Here is a 23,160-nt window from a genome sequence, read left to right on the forward strand (position 1 = left end):
GAACGGCGCGCACCGTCGGGTGCGTGCCCCGCAACAAGGAATTCCGATGGCAAGCAGCAAATCCAGCAAGAAGGCGCCGAAGAAGGCCGAACCGGCCAAGGACAGCGTGCCCACCAAGGCGAAGGGCAAGGCCAAGGCCATCTCGAACCCGGCACCCACCCTGGCGCCGCTGGCGCTGGCCGATGTGCGCTCGAAGATCGACCAGATCGACCGCGACATCCAGAGCCTGATCGCCGAGCGCGCGCGCTTCGCCCACCAGGTCGGCAAGGCCAAGGGCAAGCTCGCCGCCGCCGTCGACTACTACCGCCCCGAGCGAGAAGCGCAGGTGCTGCGCATGGTGGTGGACCGCAACGAAGGCCCGCTCAGCGATGAACTGCTGGTGCACGTCTACCGCGAGATCATGTCGGCCTGCCTGGCCCAGCAGGAGCCGCTGAAGATCGGTTACCTCGGCCCGGAAGGTACTTTCAGCCAGCAGGCCGTGCTCAAGCACTTCGGCCGCTCCGCGCTGGGCCTGCCGATGGCCAGCATCGAAGAGGTGTTCCAGGAAGTGGAAGCGGGCAACGCCGATTTCGGCGTGGTGCCGGTGGAGAATTCGGGGCAGGGCACCATACAGATCACCCTGGACATGTTCCTGACCTCCAACCTGAAGATCTGCGGCGAAGTGGAGCTGCGCGTGCAGCAGTACCTGATGTCGCGCAGCGGCCGCATCGAGGACATCGAGCGCATCTACGCGCATCCGCAGTCGTTCATGCAGACCTCGGCGTGGCTGCGCGCCAACCTGCCGAAGGCCGAGAAGATTCCGGTGTCGAGCAACGCCGAAGGCGCGCGCCGTGCGCGCAACGCCGACGACGCGGCGGCCATCGGCGGCGAAAGCGCCGGCCACGTCTACGGCCTGAAGAAGGTGGTCACCAAGCCGATCCAGAACGATGCCGACAACACCACCCGCTTCCTGGTGGTGGGCCGCAACATTTTCCCGACCTCCGGGCACGACCGCACCTCGGTGCTGGTGTTCATCCATGACAAGCCCGGTGCGCTGTTCGACGTGCTCAGCCCGTTCGCCCGCCACGGCATCAGCATGAACCGAATCGAGTCGCGGCCGTCACACCACGGCAAGTGGGAGTACGGTTTCTTCATCGACCTGGCCGGCCATATCGACGACGCGCCGATGCAGGCCGCGCTGGCCGAACTGGAAGCGCACTCGGCGCAGATCAAGGTGCTGGGCTCCTATCCGGTGGCCGTGCCCTGAGTGCTGCTGTGGCGGCAACAGCCGCCGCTCCCTGATGCATCGCCGGCGCTGCCGGTGTTTACGGAATGATCGAACGATGAGCAACGCGCAACACTGGATTGCCCGCAAGGGCCAGCCGCTGCAGGGCAGCCTGACCATTCCCGGCGACAAGTCGGTCTCGCACCGCTCGGTGATGTTTGCCGCGCTGGCCGATGGCACCTCGCACATCGAAGGCTTCCTGGAAGGCGAAGACACCCGCGCCACCGCGCGCATCTTCAGCCAGCTGGGGGTGCGCATCGAAACCCCCAGCCCGTCGCAGCGCATCGTGCATGGTGTGGGTATCGACGGCCTGAAAGCGCCGCAGGCACCGCTGGACTGCGGCAATGCCGGTACCGGCATGCGCCTGCTGGCGGGCCTGCTGGCAGGCCAGGCCTTCGACTGCACGCTGATCGGCGATGAATCGCTGTCCGGCCGCCCGATGCGCCGCGTGACCGGCCCGCTGTCGCAGATGGGCGCAAGGATCGACACCCAGGACGACGGCACGCCGCCGCTGCACGTGCATGGTGGCCAAGCGCTGCACGGCATCGATTTCGCCTCGCCGGTGGCCAGTGCGCAGGTCAAGTCGGCGGTGCTGCTGGCCGGGCTGTATGCGCAGGGCGAAACCAGCGTGACCGAACCGCACCCGACCCGCGACTACACCGAGCGCATGTTGTCCGCATTCGGCGTGGACATCGCGTTTTCGCCGGGCAAGGCCCGCCTGCGCGGTGGCCAGCGCCTGCGCGCCACGGATATCGTGGTGCCCGCCGATTTCTCTTCGGCCGCGTTCTACCTGGTCGCCGCCAGCATCATTCCCGGTTCCGAGCTGCGCCTGAAGCAGGTCGGCCTGAATCCGCGTCGCACTGGCCTGCTGCATGCGCTGCGCCTGATGGGTGCGGACATCAGCGAAGAGAACCCGGCAGAACAGGGCGGTGAACCGGTGGCCGACCTGGTGGTGCGCTACGCCCCGCTGAAGGGCGCACGCATTCCGGAAGCGCTGGTGCCGGACATGATCGACGAGTTCCCGGCGCTGTTCGTGGCCGCCGCGGCCGCCGAGGGCCAGACCGTGGTGAGCGGTGCGGCCGAACTGCGAGTGAAGGAATCCGACCGCCTTGCGGCGATGGCCACCGGCCTGCGTGCGCTGGGCATGCAGGTGGACGAGACCGAAGACGGCGCCACCCTGCACGGGGGCGTGCGCCTGTGTAGCGGCACCATCGAAAGCCACGGTGACCACCGTATTGCCATGGCGTTTGCCATTGCCGGCCAGATCAGCGACGGCGAAGTGCGCATCAACGACATCGCCAACGTCGCCACCTCCTTCCCGGACTTCGACGGCCTGGCACGCAGCGCCGGCTTCAACCTGGCCTGATCGGCCGATCAGGTTTTCCGGTAGGTGCCAACCTCGGTCGGCACGCTCACATCGCCCGGTAGGCGCCGACCTCGGTCGGCACGCTCACATCGCCCGGTAGGCGCCGACCTCGGTCGGCGCGCTCACATCGCCCGGTAGGTGCCGACCTTGGTCGGCACGCTTCTCCGCATAAAAGGACGGAGGCCGAAGCCTCCGTCTAAACATCACGAACCCCTCGTCCGCGATCAACGCTGTCCGGTACGGAAATCCACCGGGACCCGCACCACACTGGCCACTGCACGGCCTTCATGCATCGCCGGCTGGAACTTCCAGTTCTGCACGGCGCTCAGCACCGCACGATCCAGGTCACGGCTGCGCTCGCCGCTGCGCGAAACAATCGCAGCATTGGTGACCTGGCCGCGGGCATCGACATTCAGGCTGGCGATCACGCTGCCCTGCACGCCATTGCGCAGCGCGGCAGCGGGGTAGGTCGGCTTGCTGTTGCCTGCCAGCGGGCGTGCCTCGCGATTGCGTACGGCAGGGGGGGCCTTGCGCTGGTTGCCGGCCGCTGCGGCCTGGCGGGCCGCAGGCTGTTGTACATCGGCGACCGGCGCCTGCTCGGGCGCGGGCAGCATGCGCTCGCCGACCGGTGCCGGCGCCACGTCTTCCTGGTTCGAGTGACGCAGCCAGAGCAGCGCGGCGGCAAACATCGCCACGATCAGCGCGATCCACATCCAGGGCGACGTGGGCTTGTGCTGTTCGCTGGCGTCCTGCTGCAGCTGCGGCGAATGAAGGTCTTCGTGGGTGGTGGCGGTCATCGCAAACTCCTTCCGTCAATGGACGACGGGGAGAGTGTTGCGCGGGCCAGTGGCGGGAAGTGTCAGCGTTGCGTCAACGCGACCGGCAGGGTTCAGTTTGCCTGCCGGGAAACGTTCAGTTACTGGGTCTTGAAGTCGAACGGCACTTCAATGCTGCCCGGTACGGCCTGGCCGTTGCTCTGCGCCGGGGTGAAGCGCCAGCGGCGCACCGCATCGGTCGCGGCACGGTCGAGCTCGCGTGAGCCGCTGCGCTGGATCACCGTGGCATTGTTCGGATAGCCGGTGGCATCCACATCCACGCGCACCACCACGCTGCCGGTCTCGCCGGCGCGTAGCGCGGCGGCCGGGTAGGCCGGTGGAGGCGACTGGCCGGCAATCGGCATCGGCTGGCTGTTGCCTGTGGCAGCCGGCGCCGGGGCCGGTGCGACCGGGGCCGCTTCAGCGACGGGCGCCGGCGGTGGCGGCGGGGTTTCGACCAGCTTCGGGGCTTCCTCCTCGACCGGGGCCGGCTTGGCATCGGGCATGTCGCTGGAACCGGCGGCCGCAGCCAGCGGTTCGGGCAGCGGTTCCACCTGCGCCGTCTCCTGCGGGGTCTGTGCGGCCGGGTCGGCGCGGAAGAATTCCTTGTCGCGACCGGTGAACCAGACCAGCACGAACAGCAGCACGCCCACGCCGAAGGCGATGCCCGCGATCTTCAGGGCGTTGCGCGGGATATGCACGGTAAACGACTTGGCGGACGACGAGCGGGGTGCAGACATGGACCGGACCAGTACGGAATGCCCCGATTCTGCCACGGCGGGAATGAACCGGGCGGCAGAAATCCGTATAACAAGCGATAATCCCATCCCTGATACCCACCACGACACCTGCCATGCTTGATCCAGCCCTGCTCCGCCACCAGCCCGCCGACCTCGCCGAACGCCTGCGCACCAGCCGCGGCTTCGAGCTCGACGTGTCTGCCCTGGAGTCCCTGGAGGCCGATCGCAAGCGCATCCAGGTGCGTACCCAGGAGCTGCAGAGCCTGCGCAACAGCCGTTCCAAGGCCATCGGCCAGGCCAAGGCCAAGGGCGAGGACGTGTCGGCCATCATGGCCGAGGTCGCTGCATTCGCCGACGAGCTGAAGGCCTCGGAAGTGGCGCTGGACGAGCTGCGCGAGAAGATCGAAGCGATCTCTATGGGGATCCCGAACCTGCCGGCCGATGACGTGCCGGCCGGTGCCGACGAGAACGACAACGTCGAGCAGGCGCGCTGGGGTACCCCGCGCCAGTTCGACTTCAAGGTGCTCGACCACGTTGAGCTGGGTGCGCGCAACAAGTGGCTCGATGGCGAGACCGCGGCCAAGCTGTCCGGCTCGCGCTTCACCGTGCTGCGCGGCCCGCTGGCTCGCCTGCACCGCGCCCTGGCCCAGTTCATGCTCGACCTGCACAGCGGCGAGCATGAGTACCAGGAAACCAACGTACCGGTGATCGTCAACGCCGACAGCCTGTACGGTACCGGCCAGCTGCCCAAGTTCGAAGAGGACATGTTCATCACCCAATTGGGTGAGCAGAAGCGTTACCTGATCTCGACCTCGGAAATCTCGCTGACCAACATCGCCCGCGACGAGATCCTCGACGCCGAGCGCCTGCCGCTGCGCATGACCGCGCATTCGCTGTGCTTCCGTTCCGAAGCCGGCAGCGGCGGCCGCGACGTGCGCGGCATGATCCGCCAGCACCAGTTCGAGAAGGTCGAGCTGGTCTCGATCAGCCGCCCGGAAGACAGCGACGCCGAGCACCAGCGCATGACCCGCTGTGCCGAAGTGGTGCTGGAAAAGCTGGGCCTGCCGTACCGCAAGGTGCTGCTGTGCACCGGCGACATGGGCTTCTCGGCGGTGAAGACCTACGATCTGGAAGTCTGGCTGCCGTCGCAGGAGACTTACCGCGAGATCTCCTCGTGCTCGAACTGTGGCGACTTCCAGGCCCGCCGCATGCAGGCGCGCTGGCGCAACCCGGCCACCGGCAAGCCTGAGCTGGTGCATACCCTGAACGGCTCGGGCGTGGCGGTTGGCCGCGCGATGATCGCGGTGATGGAGAACTACCAGAACGCCGACGGCAGCATCACCGTGCCGGAGGCCCTGCGCCCGTACATGGGCGGCCTGGAAACCATCGCCTGATTCCCTGACCGGGTAGGTGCCATGCTTGCATGGCACCGCCGTGGCTCTGGTGGGGGCCATGCTTGCATGGCACCGCATCCACGCATGGCGTGGATCTACTTGAGGATGTTGCACGCGCCGGGCATGAATGCAACGATGCCCCAGTAGATCCACGCCATGCGTGGATGAACCCCCGCGATCACTCCACAGCGCGCAGCTTCTCCAGCGGCACCCATCCCGGTTCGCCGTTCTCCGGCACGCACCACGCCCAGCCATTGAGGATGCGCAGCCCGCGCAAGATCTGCCCGGGATCCACATCCAGCTCCCGCGCGGAGTAATCCTCCGTGGCAAACGCGCCACCCTGCGCATCGCGGCCGATCACAGGCGCCGGCACGAAGCCGGGCTGCTGCCCCTCGGCCTCGCACAGGAACCAGTCGTCCCAGCCCTCCGGGCCTTCATAGCGTTCGCCCACTACCAGCGCCTGGCCGCGGCGCAGGGTGATCGGGTGCGGAAATTCGCTGCGGTGCGCAGCGGTCACGATGTAGTTCATGCCCCCAGCCTAGCGCGTCGCAAAAGAAAACGGCCCCGCATAGCGGGGCCGCCAGGGTGGGCCGGGATGGGGGAGGGGATCCCGGCCCGCGTTCAGCGCCCAGACGAGGAGAGAGGGGCGCCGAACGTTGGAACGCGTTACGCAGCGACGGCTTCGGCCGCTTCGTGCGACGGAAGTGCCGCCAGCGCACCGGCAATGGCGTCTTCACGATGCTGCGGCGAATAGGCGATGCCTTCGGCGCGCACGAATTCGACCTCGTTGATGCCCATGAAGGCGAACACCTGGCGCAGGAACGGCTCCTGGAAGTCGGCCGGCGAGTCGGTGTAGATGCCGCCACGGCTGCTGGCGATGATCACCCGTTTGCCACCGGCCAGGCCCACCGGGCCGTTCTCGGTGTACTTGAAGGTGCGGCCGGCCACGGCCACGCGGTCGATCCAGGCCTTCAGCGTGGACGGAATGCTGAAGTTGTACATCGGCGCGCCGATCACCACGATGTCGGCGTCCAGGAACTGCTGCATCACCTGTTCAGCATCGGTCGCCTCGGCCGCGTCGGTCTTGGCCAGCGAGCTGCTGCGCAGATGCGGTACCGGATTGGCGTCAAGATCGCGATAATCGACCTGCAGGCCATCGATCTGGCTGGCGAAGCGGGCGACCACAGCGGCCGACAGCTGGCGCGAGACGGAGTTGTCGCCAAGCACGCTGGCGTCGAGATGCAGAAGCTTCATGGCAGTCACCTGTGTTCTGGGAGGAAGGGGCGGGGTGGCCCCGCCGACGGAGAGAACGATAGGTTGTTGCAAAGGCGGAATAAAGGTGGTTGAATGCCACGTATTGTTCTAGATATGGAACTCGGGTATGCATGACCTGAATGACCTGTACTACTTCGCGATGGTGGTCGACCACGGCGGATTCGCCGCCGCCGAGCGCGCACTGGGTATTCCCAAGTCGCGCCTGAGCCGCCGCATCAGCCAGCTGGAAACCGACCTGGGCGTACGCCTGCTGCAGCGCTCCACGCGCCGTTTCGCGGTCACCGATGTCGGCACCAGCGTGCACCGCCATGCGCAGACGATGCTGGCCGAGGCCCAGGCCGCACGCGAAGTGGTGGACCGCCTCAGCGCGGAGCCGCGCGGCGTGGTGCGCGCCAGCGTGCCGGTGTCACTGGCGCAGATGCAGCTTCCCAAGCTGCTGCCCAAGTTCCTTGAGCAGTACCCGAAGGTGCGGCTGCAGCTGAACATCAGCAATCGCCGCGTGGATATCATCAATGAAGGCTACGACGTCGCCCTGCGCGTGCGTTCACGCCTGGACGACGACGGCAGCCTGGTGATGCGCAGCTTCGGCCAGGTGCAGGAATTGCTGGTGGCCAGCCCGAAGTACCTGGACCGCGCCGGACGCCCCAAGGACCCGGAAGAGCTCACCCAGCACGTCACCCTCAGCATCAGCGAAGACGAAGCACGCCAGCGCTGGGAACTGCATGGCCCGGAAGGCGAAGTGCGCCGGGTCGACTTGCAGCCGCGCGTGGCCGGTTTCGACTTCCCGCTGCTGCAGAGCATGGTGAAGGACGGTTTCGGCATCACCATGCTGCCGGAGACCGTGTGCGCCGACGCCGTGCGCAACGGTGAGCTGGAAGTGGTGCTGCCGGACTGGTCGCTGCCGCAGGGCGTGTGCCACGCCGTGTTCGCCTCGCGCCGCGGCCTGCTGCCGGCGGTGCGCGTGTTCATCGACTTCCTGGCCGAGCACCTGCCGCCGCAGCTGGAGGCCTCGCGCCTGGATTGCGGTGGCGCCTGTGAAAAGGCCAAGGAGCGGATCAAGGCCAGTGCGCTGGGTGCGCTGGCGGTGGATGCCGGCTGAGGGCTGCTGCACTGCTTCCGTGAAGAAAAGCCCCGGCGACGTTCCGGGGCTTTTTGCTTCAATCCGACGGTGTCATCCGCACGCCCAGTCGATCTTCATCTGCTGCAGATCCAACTGTGCGTTGCCGCCACCGAAATTGAAGCCGCCAAAACCCTCCTCGAATTCGAGGTAGTAGGGGCCGAACTCAGGGTAGCCCTGCTGGGGCTGCATCGTTCCGCCGAGGTGGGCAATGGAATCCCAGCGACTCAGGTTCAGTTCCTCACCACGCTCGCTGAATGCCTCGATGTATCCACTGATGGCGCATTCGCTTTCCCACTCCCGCGGCGACCTGCCTACGTTGGGATCGTCAGTGCGGATGGATGCGCTGATCGGCAGTGCCACGGTCTCGCTGGAGGCGCCTCCGATTCCCGCGCCCGGGATGACGGCATTTCCGTTCCTGGTGTACAGCCAGCGCTCGTAGAAGTAGCTTGCGTAGTCCTGTTCGATCCAGGTCGGAGGGTCATGCAGCAGGGCTGAATTCGGCTTGGGCGGCAGGCTCAGCTCGCCATCAAACTCCTGCTGTGTAAGCCAGATGGCGCAGAATTGCGTTCCAAGGATGTCTTCCATGCTGTGGCTGTGCGCATGCTTGGCTTGGCGATGCTGCCAGAAGGGAAGCAGGTCGCTGCCCTCTGGCGGGGTCATGGAAAGGGGAGAGGCGAAGTATTCCGCGATTTCCTCGACGGTGCAGAGCTCCTCCTGCTGATCGTCTACGAACAGGGAGAGAGCAACCAGCTCATTTCCCTTGGTTCGGTACTCCGAGGGCAGGTGCAATGTAAAGGCGTGGCGCAACGGGTGCCCGTTGCTGGAACTCAAAGGCCATTGTTCACCGGTGATGCCTGGGGGAAGGCCCAGCGTCCAGCCACCGGCCCATTCGCTGCCGCGGCCTGCTTTGGGGAGTACGCGCTGAGGGCCAAGCGCGATGTCAAAGGCCTTGGTCAACGTCGGATCGAATATGGGCGATGCAGGCTCGCAGTAGGTGGCGTTCGGGTTCTCCAGGCGAATGCTCTTTACCGTGTTGTCCCGCGTGTTCACGTTCGTGGCCACCTGCAATCCGTCATCCGTGATGAAGCCGTAGGTCGCCCATCCTTCGCATGCGTCCTCTGGCTCTTCCGGCAGTACAGCGAGACGAGGATTGTTGGCGAGAGCGTCGCCGATGGCCATGCCCGTACGCAGGCCCTCGACCAGCACCGTCTTGGGCATTGAACAGGCGAAAATGACGTATCCAATGGCTCGATCGCTATCCAGTCGAACGAAAACGTCCTTGCTCAGGCAAGTCAGATGACCTTGTTCATCCGGCTCCTTCCATCGGGTGCCCAGAAGTTGGGCCAGGGCGCTTGAAGGCATGCCCGGGCGTATGTTCAGGAGGCTGGAGTTGTCCATGCGGGTAGGGGCCAGAGGGAATTGGTCACTCTAGCCAGCCGGGGCGTGGGAAGGCTATCGGATTAGTTGCAGATGGACGTGGTGCAGGGGTCTTGGGCAAATCGCCCGGCCGTGCGAGAATGCGTGCCCGGCCAGCAGGCTGGGCCGATACGGAGAGATGGCCGAGCGGTTTAAGGCACCGGTCTTGAAAACCGGCGAAGGGTTAAACCTTCCGTGGGTTCGAATCCCACTCTCTCCGCCAATAGCATTTGAGCCATCGATTTTGGATGGAGACCCTTGCTTCTTGCTTAGTGGCCCGTCGCCGAGCGGTGATATGACCACGCAGATCGAGTCATGCGATACATAGCTGCCAGCATTGGCAGCTATGCAGAAGGGTGCAATTTCTCTACACAAGAGGTAGCTGGTCGTCCGGATGGAGCGGGATAACATCCGAGACTATGACTGTCGGTCGTCTCTCTGCAGCATTTGGCTGCTTGTGCAAGCGCGAAATCCTACCCTCAACAATGCAAGGGAGGAAAAGTGCTGGCTTGTACTTTTTGATGTTACCGCTTTCAGGGACGCAGTTCAGCACGTGACCGTTGTATTCAAGACCTAGAGAGTTAGCGTTCTCGTTTCCTCGGATTAGCCTTCCGGCAAGGCGTACGGCATCCCCATGTTCGAGCTCGGGGAACAGAATTCCGCCATCGTCATTTGAGGCGGGAAGGTGTCCAAATAAGGACTTGTCCGCTACTGTGATGGTAGTGGTCTCAAGGTGACCATCCTCGGTCAAAGATCCGACTTCCAACGAGCGCCCTTCTCTGACGGCCGATGATATTCGCTTGAGCATCGCATGTGGGACGTCCATGTACCATTTGAAGTACTCGATGGGGATATAGATGATCTCGCCGGCTTCGTTTTCGATACCAACAACGCCATTGACCGTTTTCCAATGGAGGCGACTGTTCCACTCGCGGCTCCCTTTTGTATGCTTCAGGACTTCCAAGAGCTTTCTGAATGCATCCATCGACTTTCGGATCACGTCAGAAAGGCCCACGTCGCGGAAATCCTTCTCTGCCATTTTCTCAGCGGCTTTCTTCACATACGATCCGATACCATAGGTTGCAAGGCCCGAGGCAATCAGTACGCCGTGCTCTTGGATCCAGGCAATCCAAGATCCTTCCGAGGTTCTAACCGGGACCTCATACTCGATCGCAGCCAAGCCAGGAGACTGCATTCGGCAAAAGTAGCGAATGCACTCGTCGAGGCCGAGTAGCAGGTTCCCCGCAGCGGAGGCCGAAATTACCCCGGTCGGTACTGCCTCGCCATATAGCTTCAAATAGCCGATTCCCGGCCGATCAGTATCTTCCACCTTGGATCCCCTTCCAGCAGAAACAGCGAGCCCAGAACATCGGCGAATCCTAATAATTAGCGGGATTGTTCAGTTTCGTCAACAGTTTAATGAGGCGCGTGGAGGATAGCCTTGCGCAATTGTCACTTGAGCGAGGTGCGGCAAATTACGTTTGTCGACGTGGTTTTTCTCCGCGCTTTTCCCCTGCCCGAGCGTTTCCGCGCTTGGCGCAGCGGCAAGATGCGGCGTTGGCACGTGTCTGATCGCGGGAAGTCGGCAATATGTTCTCCGAGAAGAAGCTGTTTACGATCAGTCTTCTAGCCTTTGAGGCCCGGCCTCAAAATCGCGTGGTGCTCAGAACCTCGTTGGGCTTAAGAGGCGGTTCGCGCCCTTGCGAGTGCTGCTTTGGGCTGAAGTCAGTATCGACGCCCACCCTTCGGCTTGTTATGGCACAACGGATAACTCGAGCACGACCGGAACGCCCCGTGCGGCCCATTGCGGTCCACGAACACGCCCACCTTGCACACCGGGCAGCGCTCTTCGTGGATGGCCGCGCCTGAAATCGCGGTCACTTCCACTGCCCCGTCCTCCACCAGCTCATCCAGGAACGGCGAGTGCCTGCCCTGCACGGTGAACATCGCAACCGATCGTCGCGCACGCGTCAGCGCGACATAGAACAGGCGTCGTTCTTCGCTCAGCGGATAGGTATCACCATCCGGCATCGCCAGCGAAAGCACCGGGTCATCGGCGCGCAGGCTCGGGAAGCTGCGGTTGATCATAGCCGGCAGGATCACGTAGTCCGCCTCGCGCCCCTTCGATCGATGTGCGGTCAGGAACTCGACGTCCATCGTGCTGCCAAAGGCCGTCTTCCAATCCGAAGGCACCGCACCGCGATCCGCGCGATACCGCCCCAGAACGAATACAGTCACGCGCCCGTTGCGGCCCTGCGCCACCGCGCCTGACAATAGTTGCTGGTGCAGTTTCGACAGGTATTGGCGAACGCCATCCTGCACCTCCTCACGCCGGTTCATCTGGAACGCCTGCAGCACCGGGCCCATTGCCGGCGCAGCAGAGCGGACCTTCTTGGCGATCTGCGCGGGGTTGCGGCTGATGAAGCGGCTGGAAACATCACACAGTGCCTGCGGGCATCGGAATGTCTGCTCCAGTTTCAGCACCTGGCCATGCCCCATCCATTCACGGAATCCGGTCATCACCGAAACGTCGGCGCCAGCGAAGCGATTGATCGACTGCCAGTCATCGCCCACCGCAAACAGATAGCGGCCCGGTTGGCTGACCAGCGCACGGCAGAGGCGCGCACGGGCGCGCGAGGCATCCTGGAATTCGTCGGCCATCACCAGATCGTAGGGTGATTCATAGTGGCCCTGTTCCAGCAGCCCGGCGGCCATGTTGAGCATGTCCTCGAAATCGATGCTGCGCTCGTCAGCCAGTGCATCGTCCCAGGCCTGGAAAACCGGCCCGGCGATCTCCAGGAAGCGCCGGTAGCGTTCCTTGAACTGATCCTCAGGCATCTGCCGCAGGCGTGCGGCCATGTCATCCAGCGTCAGGCAGTTGCTCTTGGCATGCGCAATGAAGGTGCGCATCAGGCCAATCAGGTCTGCATCCGGCATCGGCTTGGCGCCCTGGTCAGGCAGCTCGCGGTCCGGGTGCGGGTCGAGTTCGACACCAGACGCACCCAGCCGCTCGGCAAGATGCTGCAGGGCCTGTCCACTGCGCAGGCCGAACGACGTCGTTTCGACCAGTGCGGTGCCGCGTGCCGCATGCTGCTGCCGCTTCCAGCGCATCCCTTCGCTGTAGTTGGCAAAGTGCTTCGGCGGCTGGCCATCGGCATCCAGCGCAAAGTGCTCGTGATACAGCTGGGCGTCCGGATAGTAGAAGTCAGGACGATACTGGCGGTGGGTATCCGTCGCGGTATCGAACTCGTAGCGCCGCTCGTAGTCGTACGCCACGCCGTTGTAGAACAGCCAGTCGGCGATGACGCACTCTTCCAGGCTCTTCACTCGCTCACCCTGCAGGGTACGCATGTAGGGCGTGCCATCGCGGTCGTAACCATCGGCCATCATGTCGGCACCCAACGGCGGCAGATCGCGTCCGAACACCAGGCGGAACATGTCCCACTGGGTGCGGAAGTGGGTCGAACGGTCCTTCAGGTCGTCCACCAGTTCGGCCAGCTTGTTGAAGCCCAGCGTTGCGTCGACCGCCCATTCCGGGATATCGGGCTTGCGCCCTGTGGCCTTGGCGATGAGGGACAGGCCCAGGGCGTGGAAGGTCCAGGCTTCCACCATGGTGTCGCCCATGCCGAGCCGGTCGAAGCATCGCTGCGCGCGCTCTTCCAGCTCCTGAGCGGCGTCCTTGTTGAAGGCGAGCATCACAATCCGTTCGGGCTGGACAAAGCCGCGATCGATGGCATAAGCGGCCTTGGCAACCATCGTGGAGGTCTTGCCAGAGCCGGCCGCGGCCACGACCTGCACCCGGTTGTCGAAGCAGATGACGGCGCGGGCCTGCTCCTCGGTCAGCGGCCTGCTCTCGACCCGGTCCAGGAAGGGCTTGGCCAGACCCAGTTCACGGGTCGCCATTGCCTCATTGGCGTCCGCCCACATGGCGGGCCAATCCAGCTGCCAGTCGTGCAGTGCATCCAGTGCCATGCGGTGGCGGTCCGAGTGCAGGTCGTCATGCACCTCCTCGTCGAGGAACAGCTGCTCCAGCTCGGCTGACGGGAGGGGCAGGGACGGGCGCTCGGCCAGCAACGCCTGCTGCTGTTCGTACGTGATCCAGCGGCGGCCGGTGGTGCCTCGGTCGGTAAGCGCGTCCGCCTCGGCCAGCCACGCCTGGATCTGCGCCAGAACGTGCTCAAACAGTGCCTTGCGCCCCCGCCTGGAGCGCGCGAAAAGCACGTGCTGAACGGCAGCGGCAAGCCGGTAGCCCTGGCTGTTTGGCAGCCCATCCACGGACAGTGCTTCACCGCGCTCGGTCGTCAGTTCGACCCTGGACCAGAGCACGCCGCGAACGACCCGCACGCTGTGTTCGTTCGCTACATGCTGGCGATACTGCCCGCCGTCGATCAACAGTGCGACCTGTTCGCCATCCAGCCGCAACTGCCAGTCCGGCGAGCGGGTCATACGCTGGCCCCAGACCGAGGGGCGCCATTCCATAGACATCCAGATACTGCCTTGCGTACGTCACCGGGCGTAAAGCGCCCTTGCCGCCCCATGATAAGGCGGCTTGGCGTGGCACGCTGCGTTTTCCGGTCAGTCGCGCGCGTGAGCCAGCGATGGCATTGCACCCTCGCCAGCGCGACAGGCGTCAGGCGTTCACATCCACGACGATGCGGCCGCGCACCTTGCCGGGGATGATCTGCTCATAGACATCCAGCACCTCGGCGAGGCCGATCTGCTGCACGGTGCTTTCCAGCTTTTGCGGGTCCAGGTCGGTCGCAAGCCGATCCCAGGCGCGCTGGCGAACCTCTTGTGGAGCATTCACCGAATCCACGCCGGCCAGGGTCACGTTGCGCAGGATGAAGGGCAATACCGAGCCGTGCAGAGCGTCGCTCTGCGCCAGGCCGCACGCGGCCACGGCACCGCGATACTTCGTCTCGGCGATGGCGTTGACCAGGGTAGGGCCGCCGGCCACATCCACCACACCGGCCCAGCGTTCGGCGCTCACGGGCCGGTTGCGCGGTTCCGAAAGCTGCGCGCGGTCGATGATTTCGCTCGCCCCCAGGTTGTGCAGATACTCAGCATGCTCCGGGCGCCCGGTAGCGGCCACCACGCGGTAACCCAGCTTCGAGAGGATTGCCACCGCGATCGAGCCGACGCCACCGTTGGCGCCGGTGACCAGCACATCGCCCTGTGCAGGCGTCACCCCTGCATGTTCCAGGGCCAGCACGCACAGCATCGCGGTGTAGCCAGCCGTGCCGATGGCCATTGCATCGCGGGTGCTCAGGTTGTCGGGAATCCGGTTGAGCCATTCGCCCCGCACCCGGGCGCGCTGGGCCAGGCCGCCGTGGTGGCCCATGCTCAGGTCCCAGCCATTGAGCACGACGCGGTCGCCTGGCTTGAAGTCGGTCCTGCTGGATTCCAGTACCACGCCTGCCAGATCGATGCCGGGAATGAGCGGGAACGTCCGGATGATCGGACTCTTGCCGGTGAGCGCAAGCGCATCCTTGTAGTTGAGCGTGGAGTACTCGACCTGCACCAGGACGTCGCCGTCCATCAGGTCGGCCTCGTCGAAATCGACCAGCTCGGTCGAGAGCTGGTTGTTCGTCTTGCGGGTCAGCAGTGCTTTGAACGTCATGGATGGCCTCACATTCATGGGATGGGGCCATGCTAGGCTCGCGCCTCTATCGCAACAAGAACGACGATTTTCCGTAGGTACTATGGTCTTCCGGAGTATGCATGCGTAGCAAGCGTTGGGATGGCAAGAGCGGGTGTGCGGTGGAAGTGACGCTGTCCGTGATCGGTGGCGTGTGGAAGCCGATCATTCTTTTTCACCTGATGACCGGCAAGCGACGTTTCATGGAACTGACCCGGCGAGTGCCCAATGCCACCCAGTCCATGCTGACCAGCCAGTTGCGTGAACTGGAAGCCGATGGCGTGGTGATCCGCCACGTGTATCCGGAAGTGCCGCCGAAAGTGGAATACGAGCTGTCCGAGTTCGGCCGCACGCTGGTGCCGGTGCTGCTTGCCATGCGCGAGTGGGGTGAAACCTATCGTGGCTATCAGAGCACCCAAGGCGATAGCTGAAAGCTGAGCGGCGTTGCGCTTGCCGCATGTGGGTTTCGCGAATGCCTACAGCCATCGGCGGGTCTTTGGCACCGCGAGCGCGCATGTCGTATACGGCTGGCCAGGGCGTCCGGAAAGTACGCGTCGATGGTAGTCGCCTGCTGGCGAAGAACGCCAGTCAATGGACAACTCGACATCCACTGACGCAACCAACGTAGCGACGTGATCGATCAGGATTTCCCTGCTTTCCACCGCCGGTTCAGGGCGGTAACCATGGCCGCGCCAGGGCATTCGCCGTGGCCGGGATTGGCGTCCCGAACGTACATGATGCGCGGCGTCACGGTTGCAGCCAGAGTTGCCACCGTGACAATGCATCGCCTGCCAGTTCATGGCGGACGGTGCGTGGGGATCTCTCGATCCGCCGGCTTCTTGCATCATGTATCCGGCACGCCAACCCGCACCGTCCGCCACCTTGCATCTGCAGGTGGCCACATCGTGAGGTTGCCGTCATGCCCGAACGTCTTCCCGATCATCCCCGCCTGCATGCGCTGCTGGGAGCCGCTGTACTTGATCTTCCCGCTGCCTTGGCCGATACGCTGGAGAACGCGCTCCGCGAATCCTCCGATCTCGTCACGCCATCGGCATTCTTTGCACACCTGAAAGGCTACGGCAGGAACCTGCGCGCCGATGGCGAGGTCTGGAGTGAAATGCGCCTGAGCCCCGGCCGCGCCTTCGACATGGCCCTGGCGACCCGCAGCGCGTCGGGCATCACGGCGTTGACCGCGGTGCTGCACGCCGCGCATGTGGCACGGGAGAGCGACGATCCCGCCTGCTATCCGTCCGCGGCGCTGGTCGAGGGCCTGTTCAACGCCTGCCAGGTGCTGTCGCTGCAGGTGGAGCGCTGTCTGGTTCCATGAAGGGCTACGATGCGGTTCCTGTTCCGTTGACGCCCGGTTCCCTATAGTGGCGCCGGAGCCCTGCAATGGAATGCCCATGCACGTGATGTCCCCCGGCCGTTGCCTGACGCTTGCACTTTCCGTCGCGGTGAGTGCCGGCGCGTGTGCGCGGCCGCCGTCCACCGAACACGAAAGGAATCCCGCCATGTCCGGCGCAACGCAGACCGGCCGCACGATCAACGGTCACACCTATACCGATGCCCCCGTGGACGTGAAGCTAGGGCCGAACACCTTCCGCATCCCGGCCAACTACCTGGACAGCCAGATCGCACCGTGGCCCGGCGAGGGCGTGACGCTGGTCATCGAATGGCCGGACATGACACCGACGGCGCCGGGTGCCCGGGCGAGTCCGCGTACGAATGATTTCCGGAAGGAAATTGCTGTGGCGATCGACTACATCGATCGTGCGCCAATCGAAACATCATTGGAGCGATTGTCCTCCAACCAGGCATCCACCGAGGAAGGATCGGTGGAGCGAGGGGATCCTCGGGATCGGCTCGATCTGCGTATTGCGCGGCCCGCCGTCATGGGACTGACGCCTTACGCCATCGATGAAACGAGGATGGGGATTTTCTCGAAGGAATACGAGGCACGCTATGGAAAACCGCCCACGCGTAATCCTGCCTATGAAGATGATTGGTACATCGCGCGCGCTCCAAACGGCAGTCTGACCACATTCATCAAATGCGAAAGCACGGCGTTTCGGGGGGATGGCGTTCGCCTGCAGGGCGATCAGGTCATCAGTGAGCAAGGGCAAGCCGCTGCGGGGTGCTTCCACTATTTCTCGGATGTGGAGAACAAGCTTTCCATCTCGCTGAACTACAAGCGGGCCTTCCTGGCGGACTGGAAGCGGATGGAAGATGCGGTGCGGGATATTCTCGCGCGCTCCCGCGTCCGGAAGTGAGTGCATTCAGGAGCAGGCGATGGGCGGATTGACGCAAGAAAATCTCAAGATTCTGGCCAGCTATGCCAAGGCCGGAAACCGCGAGTTGTACTGGAACTATCTGTCGCAGCTGCCAGATGCGGATGGCTATGGCACGCTTGCGCTGGGCGTCGTTCGCAACGACAGCTTGCCAGGCCGCGTTGCGAACAGCTACGCACAGGAATATGCCCGGAATCAGGAAGGCAAGGGCTCCGGCTTTCCCGACGCGCAGCTGAGCGAGTGCCAATGGGAGATGTTTGGGCAGACGCTTCTGCGCCAGGACCTGGAGCGACGCCTGTTCTGGATGGAGCAGGGGCGTCCCGAATTTGCACTGAATCTCCCCGGCAAGGATGTAATGCTGGCTCACGACCGGGCATTTGAACGGCATGAACTTGATCCCAACTGCTGGACGCCGCGCGTGTTGCTGCAGGCGGCCGAGCAGAAGAGCGGCCCCGAGAAGCTGGAACAGATCTGGACCAACATGCTCAACAACGACTATGCCGGCGGCCCGCGCGTAGGCAACACCAGCGTCGATGCCATCAGCCAGATGGGATGGGCGAAGGGTGGGCAGTACCTCACCCGGTTGAGCGTGCTGGAAGCCACCCAGGCACTGGAAGGGCGCTCAGCAGTCGATCCGAACGTCATCGGTGGCAACAGCTACTACGCGATGTATTTCGCAGCGGACAGGAAGTGGGCCAGTGTCACCGCGGGTGGTGGCCACATTTCGATGCGTGAGATCACCGATCCGGCCCGCATCGCCGAGCTCAACGACGCGCGCGAGGTTCGTCTGGAGCGCCAGGAAAAACGCACCCAGTTCCACCCGGACGACCCGTACCGGACCATCACCCGCAGCCCGCTGACCGCCGCCGTGGACGACGTGCCGGATCCCTCGCAGGCACCGACCCGCCTGGCCGACATTGGTCCGGGCCACCGCGACTACGCACTGATGCAACAGGTGCGCGAAGGCGTGGCCGCGATCGACGCCCGCGCCGGGCGTACCCACGACGAGAACAGCGAGCGCCTTGTGGCGAGCGTGATGGCATTGGCCCGTCGCAACCAGCTTGAACGGGCCGACCATGTGCTGCTGAGCACGCAGACCGCCGAACATCCGGCCGGCCGCAACGTGTTCGTGGTGCAGGGCGAGATGAGCGATCCCGCGCATCTGCGTGCCGTCATGCCTACGGACACGGCAGTGCAGACGCCGGTCGAACACTCGCTGCGGCAGATCGAGGCCGCCAGCCTGGAGCGACAGCAGGCGACCATGCAGCGCCAGCAGGACAACGACGTCCACGCGCGTGACAACCCTGCGATGCGGATGGGCTGAGGTTACGCAGCAGAGCCGCGCGGGCGCCCGGCTCTGCTGGAAGGCCTTCTCAGAAGCGGTAGGCCGCCTGCACATACACCCGCCGTGGCTCGCCCGGGAAATGCCCGTTGCGTTCGATGAAGCCACTGGCTGCGTACACCTTGTCGAACAGGTTCTTGACGTTGGCCTGGAACTGCCACTGCTTCCACGTGGTCTTCCAGCTCATGTCGAATACCGTGTAAGCCTTGACCGTCTGCCCATCCAGGCTGACACGCTCGCCCACATGGTCGGCGCCGAAGCCGATGGCCGAGTTGATCGACGGCAGGTCGTAGCGTGTCCACAGGCCGAGCTTGTTGCGTGGCGCATTCGCGAAGCGGTCGCCGGAGGCATTGGTGATGCCATTCGGTCCGGCGTCCTTCACCCGTGCGTCGTTGTAGGCGTAGGTCAGATTCACCACCCAGCGCTCGGTCACATCGGCCAGCAGGTCCAGTTCCATGCCTGTGCTGCGTACCAGGCCCAGCGCGGCCAGCTGGTTCACGCCGTCTCTCACTTCGCCGGTGGCCTGCACGATGTTGCTGCGGTCGATGCGGTAGGCCGCCATGTTCAGGGTCACACGGTCGGCCAGCAGGGATTTCAGGCCGATTTCCCATTGCCTGCTGCGCTCAGCGTCGAAGGGCCCACCGGCCGCCGGATTCTGGTTGGCGGCACTCTGCGGCACGAAGCCACTGGCGACGTTGGCGTACAGGTTCACGCCGTCCCGGGCGGCAAAGGTGCTGCCCAGACGCCAGCTGAGCGCATTGCCATCCACGCTGCTGCCACCCATGCGGTCCTCGTCCTTGAAGCCATCCCAGCGCAGTCCGGCCAGCACATGCCAGCGCGTGCCCAGTGCCAGCTCATCCTGCAGATAGCCGCCGTAGCGCTTGCTGCGGGTGGCGGTGCTGCGCCAGGGCAGGGCGGCCAGGTTGTAGTCGTGCCAGGTGCTCGCGCCATAGACCGGGTTGAACAGGTCGATGCCGCGCACAGGGCCGGCGCCGCGTGCCAGGTCGGCACTGTTGGCGGTCTGCGCGGTGAAGTCGGCGTCGAGTTGATACACGTCGGCACCGAACAGCACCTTGTGTTCGATACGGCCGGTGTTGATCCGCCAGACGGCATTGCCGCTGGCGGTGAAGGCCTCGTTGTCGCGGATCTGGTTGCGCAGCTGGCGCGTCATCCACTCGGCCACGCCGTCGCGATCACGATCAATCAGCCCCATCGGCTCGTGGTACATCTGGTGCTCGTTGTTGCTGAACCAGCGCGCGGCAATGTCCACGTCCAGGTTGTCGCGCGGTGCGAAACGATACTGCGCCAGGGCGACCTTGGCGCGCATGTCGAGGAAGTCACTGGCCTCGTTGTGGTTCCATCGCCGGTCGGTCAGGAAGCTGCCGGCATCGTTCACCGGCACGCCGCGCAGGCGGTTGCCGCCCAGGTTCTGGGTGATGTCGGTGAACTGCAGCACCAGTTCGCCGGTCTGGCCGACATCGAAGGCCAGCGAGGCATCGCCGATCACGCTTTCGCTGTCGGCATTCCAGCGCACGCCCTGCTCGCTGTCGGCATACAGGCCGGCGCGATAGCGAATGCTGCCGCTGGCATTCAAGGGGCCGGTGCCTTCGATCGATCCGGCGCGGAAGTCCCTGTCGCCTGCCTGCAGCTCGATGCGGCGTTCGGCGCGCGCCTTGGGCTTGCGCGTTACATAGTTGATGACACCGCCCGCATCACCACCGCCGTACAGCGCACCGGCCGGACCTTTCAGCACTTCCACGCGTTCGATATTGAACAGTTGCGGCACCGAGAAGCCTGCATAGGGATCACCGCGAAGGCCGTCGTAGAGCACGTTCTCCTGGCGGAACCCGCGCAGGGTGACGCCGGCATAGCTGAAGAAGCTGATGCCGCTGATGCTGCGGTACAGATCGGTGACCTGGCGCGCCGCCTGGTCGTCGATCAGATCGCGCGGCACGACCTGGATCGACTGCGGTACCAGTTCCAGCGGGGTATCGGTGCGGGTGCCGACGGCCGCATCGTTGGTGCGATACAGGGTCTGCGCGCGGCCGCGGACTTCCACTTTGTCCAGGTCCTTCGGGGTGTCAGCGGAGGCCTCGGAAGCCAGTGCAGGTGTAGCCAGGAAAAGGGGCAGCGCCAGGCAGAGGGCGTGCTTGAGCGGGGTTGGAAAGGGCATGAGGGGCGAGGCTGGGCTGCAAATGAGAAAGATTAGCATTTGCAGTGCTTCGGGACCTATCCCCCGGATGCACTATGGACGCGGGCCCGGGTCGGTATACGGGGTGCCGGCCAGGGCCACCAGCACGCCGGTCCCGCCGCGCACGATCAGCTGCAGCATCGCCTGGCGCGGATCCTCACCCTCCTGCTGGCTGGCCAGGCCTCCCTGATAGGCCGCCACCATCGACGCCAGCAGCATCGCCGCACCCAGGCGTGCCTCGGCATCATCCGCTGGCCGCCCGACCGCGCTTGCCATCAACAGCGTGAGGTCGTCGGCCAGCAGTGCCTGCAGCCGTCGCGCGTGCGCCACCAGCACCGGACTGTCGGCCACGGTGGCCCAGAAGGCCGCTGCACCGGAGTTGATCCGCAACAGGGGATGGCCGCTGTCGAGCAGCTCCCTCACCAGCGACTGGAAAGCGGCCAGCGGCGTCATGCCGCGGCGCGCCGCCATGCCCTCGCGCAGCAACACCCGCGCCTCCTCGTCGCGGTCGAATACCAGGTCCTCCTTGCTGGCGAAATAGTTGAAGACTGTCTTGCGCGAGACCCCGGCGGCCTCGGCGATCTCGGACATCGACACCGCCTCGAAGCCACGCCGGATGATCAGCGCGGTGGCGACATCGGAAATTGCCTGTCGGGTCTGTGCCTTGCGTTGCTCGCGACGGCCTTGGGGCGGGGTCATGGCGGTTGGCTTGTGTAAACGTACACCCAGTGTAACATTGTGCGCACCAGAGCGCCGGGCCGGCGCAGGCCGGGGAACCTGATGCTGTACGACGTTGTCATTGCCGGGGCCGGCCCGGTCGGCTTGTTCCTGTCCTGCGAGCTGGCCCAGGCCGGCTGTTCGGTCCTGCTGCTGGAGCAGGCTGAGTCGCCCGATTCAGCCCTGAAGCGCCTGCCATTTGGCCTGCGCGGCTTGAACGCGCCCACGTTGGAAGCGCTGGATCGGCGCGGCCTGCTGGACGCGGTCGCAGCCCGCCAGGTGCTGAAGCCGGACAAGGGCGCACCGCCGCCCGGCACCGCCCATTGGCTGGCACAACCGCGGCCGTTGGGAGGCCACTTCGCCGGCATTCCGTTCGCGCTGGATGACGTGGACAGCGGGCGCTGGCGTGATCGCCTGCCGACCCCGGTACCCACCCAGATGGCGGTGGAGCTGCAGTCGCTGGAGACGGTGCTGGCCGAGCGCGCAGTGTCGCTGGGTGTGCAGATCGAGCGTGGCTGTTCGGTGCAGGCAGTGCAGGCACACGACGCACAGATGCAGGTGCAGACCGGTCGCGGGCTGATGCGGGGCCGATGGCTGGTCGGTTGCGATGGCGCCCGCAGCACGGTACGCAAGCACTCCGGCTTCGAGTTCGCAGGGACGGCGCCCGAGTTCACCGGGTACACGCTGCAGGTTGAACTGGCCGATCCGTCGGTGCTCACCCCGGGGCGTCAGTTCACCGAATACGGCATGTGCAATTTCAACCCGCCGGGCGTGCTGGCGCTGGCCGATTTCGACGGTGGCGCAGGCCACCGCGGGCCACTGGACCTGCACGCCGCCCAGGCGTTGCTGCGGCGGGTGTCCGGGCGCCAGGCAACGATCACCGCGTTGCATCTGGCCACCACATGGACCGATGCCGCGCGCCAGGCCACGGCCTATCGCAGCGGCCGCGTGCTGTTGGCTGGTGATGCGGCGCACATGCATTCGCCGCTGGGAGGCCAGGGCCTGAATCTCGGCATCGGCGATGCGATGAACCTGGGGTGGAAGCTGGCCGCCGTGGCGCGAGGCGACGCCGCCGAGACGCTGCTGGACAGCTATCAGGCGGAGCGCCATCCGATCGGCGCGCGGGTACTCGACTGGTCGCGTGCGCAGGTGGCGCTGATGCGACCAGGCCCAGGGCAGCGCGCGCTGGCGGCGGTCTTCGCCGACCTGGCCGCGACCCGCGACGGCGCCACCTATCTCGCTGAGCGTTTGTGGGGCGTGGCACAACCACCGGTGTTCAACGGCGAGCATCCGTGGGTTGGCCAAAGCGTGCCTGACGTCCAGCTGGCCAATGGCGATCGCATGGGGGAGCTGCTGCGCGCAGGGAAGGGCGTGCTGCTGGGGCTCGATACCGGCGTTTCACTCGGCCCGATCTTTGCGCGCTGGCAACGCTCGGTTCCCTGCGTGATATCCACGGCGCGCGATGCGATGGGACTGGGTGCGTTGCTGGTCCGCCCTGACGGTATTGTGGCCTGGGCCTGCGATGCTGGCGGCGACACCTCGGGGCTGGAGCCTTCGCTGGAACGCTGGTTCGGTTTGCCGTGGTGAACGGCGC

19 protein-coding genes and 1 tRNA gene are annotated in these 23,160 nt (G+C 64.9%); 10 read left to right on the plus strand and 10 right to left on the minus strand.

Features of this window, described 5'->3' with window-relative positions:
* The first annotated feature begins 46 nt into the window (after window positions 1-46).
* Complete coding sequence (gene pheA / locus AC5P74_RS05650; RefSeq protein ID WP_053497275.1) at window positions 47-1,246, plus strand: prephenate dehydratase; 1,200 nt, start codon at window positions 47-49, stop codon at window positions 1,244-1,246.
* A 76-nt stretch (window positions 1,247-1,322) separates the two neighbouring features.
* Window positions 1,323-2,630 carry a 3-phosphoshikimate 1-carboxyvinyltransferase gene (aroA, locus tag AC5P74_RS05655; protein ID WP_070489009.1) on the plus strand — a complete coding sequence of 436 codons (1,308 nt, stop codon included), beginning with the start codon at window positions 1,323-1,325 and terminating at the stop codon, window positions 2,628-2,630.
* Between the two features lie 224 nt (window positions 2,631-2,854).
* On the opposite strand, the gene AC5P74_RS05660 is transcribed toward aroA, so the two are convergent.
* The gene (locus tag AC5P74_RS05660) at window positions 2,855-3,427 is read right to left on the minus strand and encodes an energy transducer TonB (protein ID WP_005417293.1); all 573 of its coding nucleotides are present in this window, start codon (window positions 3,425-3,427) and stop codon (window positions 2,855-2,857) included.
* 119 nt (window positions 3,428-3,546) lie between these two features.
* Window positions 3,547-4,185 carry an energy transducer TonB gene (locus AC5P74_RS05665; protein WP_053497271.1) on the minus strand — a complete coding sequence of 213 codons (639 nt, stop codon included), beginning with the start codon at window positions 4,183-4,185 and terminating at the stop codon, window positions 3,547-3,549.
* A 113-nt stretch (window positions 4,186-4,298) separates the two neighbouring features.
* Between AC5P74_RS05665 and serS the strand changes: the two genes are divergently transcribed.
* Entirely contained in the window at window positions 4,299-5,579 is a 1,281-nt protein-coding gene (gene serS, locus AC5P74_RS05670) for a serine--tRNA ligase (protein WP_053497269.1), read from the plus strand.
* 178 nt (window positions 5,580-5,757) lie between these two features.
* Here the strand turns inward: serS and AC5P74_RS05675 are convergent, their stop codons facing one another.
* A complete protein-coding gene (locus AC5P74_RS05675; protein WP_329842466.1) occupies window positions 5,758-6,108 on the minus strand; it encodes an SH3 domain-containing protein in 351 nt (116 codons plus the stop codon).
* A gap of 137 nt (window positions 6,109-6,245) precedes the next feature.
* Entirely contained in the window at window positions 6,246-6,833 is a 588-nt protein-coding gene (locus tag AC5P74_RS05680) for an FMN-dependent NADH-azoreductase (protein ID WP_005417285.1), read from the minus strand.
* A gap of 127 nt (window positions 6,834-6,960) precedes the next feature.
* Between AC5P74_RS05680 and AC5P74_RS05685 the strand changes: the two genes are divergently transcribed.
* Window positions 6,961-7,953 (plus strand): LysR family transcriptional regulator, encoded by a 993-nt coding sequence (locus AC5P74_RS05685; RefSeq protein WP_005410175.1) that lies wholly within the window; start codon window positions 6,961-6,963, stop codon window positions 7,951-7,953.
* A 72-nt stretch (window positions 7,954-8,025) separates the two neighbouring features.
* Here AC5P74_RS05685 and AC5P74_RS05690 read toward each other — a convergent pair whose 3' ends face one another.
* Window positions 8,026-9,372 carry a DUF7256 domain-containing protein gene (locus tag AC5P74_RS05690; RefSeq protein ID WP_188239396.1) on the minus strand — a complete coding sequence of 449 codons (1,347 nt, stop codon included), beginning with the start codon at window positions 9,370-9,372 and terminating at the stop codon, window positions 8,026-8,028.
* Between the two features lie 151 nt (window positions 9,373-9,523).
* Here AC5P74_RS05690 and AC5P74_RS05695 point away from each other — a divergent pair.
* Window positions 9,524-9,613 (plus strand) — tRNA-Ser (locus AC5P74_RS05695).
* 144 nt (window positions 9,614-9,757) lie between these two features.
* On the opposite strand, the gene AC5P74_RS05700 is transcribed toward AC5P74_RS05695, so the two are convergent.
* The 3 genes from AC5P74_RS05700 to acuI all read right to left on the minus strand — a co-directional run bounded on the left by AC5P74_RS05700 (window position 9,758) and on the right by acuI (window position 15,010).
* The gene (locus AC5P74_RS05700; RefSeq protein ID WP_049436696.1) at window positions 9,758-10,720 is read right to left on the minus strand and encodes a hypothetical protein; all 963 of its coding nucleotides are present in this window, start codon (window positions 10,718-10,720) and stop codon (window positions 9,758-9,760) included.
* A gap of 395 nt (window positions 10,721-11,115) precedes the next feature.
* Window positions 11,116-13,869 carry a UvrD-helicase domain-containing protein gene (locus AC5P74_RS05705; protein ID WP_495204860.1) on the minus strand — a complete coding sequence of 918 codons (2,754 nt, stop codon included), beginning with the start codon at window positions 13,867-13,869 and terminating at the stop codon, window positions 11,116-11,118.
* A gap of 151 nt (window positions 13,870-14,020) precedes the next feature.
* On the minus strand, window positions 14,021-15,010 hold the full coding sequence (gene acuI, locus AC5P74_RS05710; RefSeq protein WP_171957348.1) for an acrylyl-CoA reductase (NADPH): 990 nt from the start codon (window positions 15,008-15,010) through the stop codon (window positions 14,021-14,023).
* 101 nt (window positions 15,011-15,111) lie between these two features.
* On the opposite strand from acuI, the gene AC5P74_RS05715 reads away from it, so the two are divergent.
* From AC5P74_RS05715 to AC5P74_RS05730, 4 genes are all read left to right on the plus strand, one after another.
* Window positions 15,112-15,459: a winged helix-turn-helix transcriptional regulator gene (locus AC5P74_RS05715; protein ID WP_014037677.1), complete on the plus strand. Its 348-nt coding sequence runs from the start codon at window positions 15,112-15,114 to the stop codon at window positions 15,457-15,459.
* Between the two features lie 488 nt (window positions 15,460-15,947).
* Window positions 15,948-16,355: a hypothetical protein gene (locus tag AC5P74_RS05720; RefSeq protein ID WP_053497258.1), complete on the plus strand. Its 408-nt coding sequence runs from the start codon at window positions 15,948-15,950 to the stop codon at window positions 16,353-16,355.
* A gap of 76 nt (window positions 16,356-16,431) precedes the next feature.
* Entirely contained in the window at window positions 16,432-17,298 is an 867-nt protein-coding gene (locus AC5P74_RS05725; RefSeq protein WP_053497255.1) for a Smlt3025 familytype IV secretion system inhibitor, read from the plus strand.
* Between the two features lie 19 nt (window positions 17,299-17,317).
* Window positions 17,318-18,640 (plus strand): Smlt3024 family type IV secretion system effector, encoded by a 1,323-nt coding sequence (locus AC5P74_RS05730; RefSeq protein ID WP_346607440.1) that lies wholly within the window; start codon window positions 17,318-17,320, stop codon window positions 18,638-18,640.
* 49 nt (window positions 18,641-18,689) lie between these two features.
* Here the strand turns inward: AC5P74_RS05730 and AC5P74_RS05735 are convergent, their stop codons facing one another.
* A complete protein-coding gene (locus AC5P74_RS05735) occupies window positions 18,690-20,831 on the minus strand; it encodes a TonB-dependent siderophore receptor (protein WP_329842472.1) in 2,142 nt (713 codons plus the stop codon).
* A 72-nt stretch (window positions 20,832-20,903) separates the two neighbouring features.
* Complete coding sequence (locus AC5P74_RS05740; protein WP_206620419.1) at window positions 20,904-21,548, minus strand: TetR/AcrR family transcriptional regulator; 645 nt, start codon at window positions 21,546-21,548, stop codon at window positions 20,904-20,906.
* Between the two features lie 81 nt (window positions 21,549-21,629).
* Here AC5P74_RS05740 and AC5P74_RS05745 point away from each other — a divergent pair, with 81 nt between their 5' ends.
* Window positions 21,630-23,153 (plus strand): FAD-dependent monooxygenase, encoded by a 1,524-nt coding sequence (locus tag AC5P74_RS05745; RefSeq protein WP_329842473.1) that lies wholly within the window; start codon window positions 21,630-21,632, stop codon window positions 23,151-23,153.
* The last annotated feature ends 7 nt before the right edge of the window (window positions 23,154-23,160 follow it).

The sequence above is a fragment of the Stenotrophomonas sp. YJH_SMC_94-11 genome, from assembly GCF_059370435.1.